We start from the raw sequence: 932 nt of genomic DNA on the forward strand, positions 1-932 counted from the left end.
TTTTTCCTGTTGCTTCACGAATCTTCTCCCCTATGGAAGTGGGAGAACATTCTTTCACTAAATCAGGGTGTGGATAGTGTTGGATCATATTCAAAAATAAAATCGAACTTTTCGAAAAGACCTTTTCAAACTGTGGGAAACTTAACTGAATTAGTGCATGCATCCGGTTAAACAGAAATTGGATTTCATCGATGACTTCATCATAATAACGATTTAATGCGCGCATCTGTTGATAGTATTCATCTTGAATATACGTCTTTCTGCGTTCAAATCTGAAGTGTGATTTAGCGAGTTCATGTGCATCACTGATATCTGTCTTTTGTCGACGCATGGAAGCTGTCTGTATCTTGGCCTCGAGGGGATTCACGCGATAATAATCATAGTTGTTTTCCTGGAAAAATCTTTCTAAACTCTGGGAATAAACACCTGTCGCTTCAAAAATAATTTCCGGTTGTTGCCCATCTTGCTTAGTTAGATGTTGTAATTGATCCCTAAGCTTATCAAAATCAACAGACGTATGTTCAATTTCCCCTTCAAATTCACATTGTCCAAAGCAGTCATAAATAACCATTGTGCTTTTTCCCATACTTACATCAAATGCCATTACATGTTTCAAATTAAGTCCTCCTTTAAATAGCCATAATAGAAGTCTTCACAGTGCCTCGTCGATTCCATTTTCTTATACACGATCTCTCAGGATCCAACATACTAAACTGATTCAAACAAGGGTGTGAAGTAAGTCGGTTTCCTTATACGAATTCTAAGATTCCAGCGTCCGAGCGACTTTCCTTCACTTCTACAAAAAAATAGTAGCACAAACCATGGCCATGGTCTGCACTACTAATGTTAGTATGTTTCCGCGGGCACGAGGCCAACACGATGTTGGTCACAAAAGCGTTGCCACAGGACGTGGCGTACTTAGCTTTTGTTCC

General features: G+C 39.3%; 1 protein-coding gene. It reads right to left on the reverse strand.

Going from position 1 to position 932, the window contains the following annotated elements; genetic code table 11:
- On the reverse strand, positions 1 to 616 hold a 616-nt coding region (locus ACTHOQ_RS18885; protein WP_440497736.1), incomplete at its 3' end, for an IS110 family transposase.
- Positions 617 to 932 lie beyond the last annotated feature (316 nt).

Source organism: Solibacillus silvestris (assembly GCF_051967575.1).
Classification (GTDB): Bacteria; Bacillota; Bacilli; order Bacillales_A; family Planococcaceae; genus Solibacillus; species Solibacillus silvestris_B.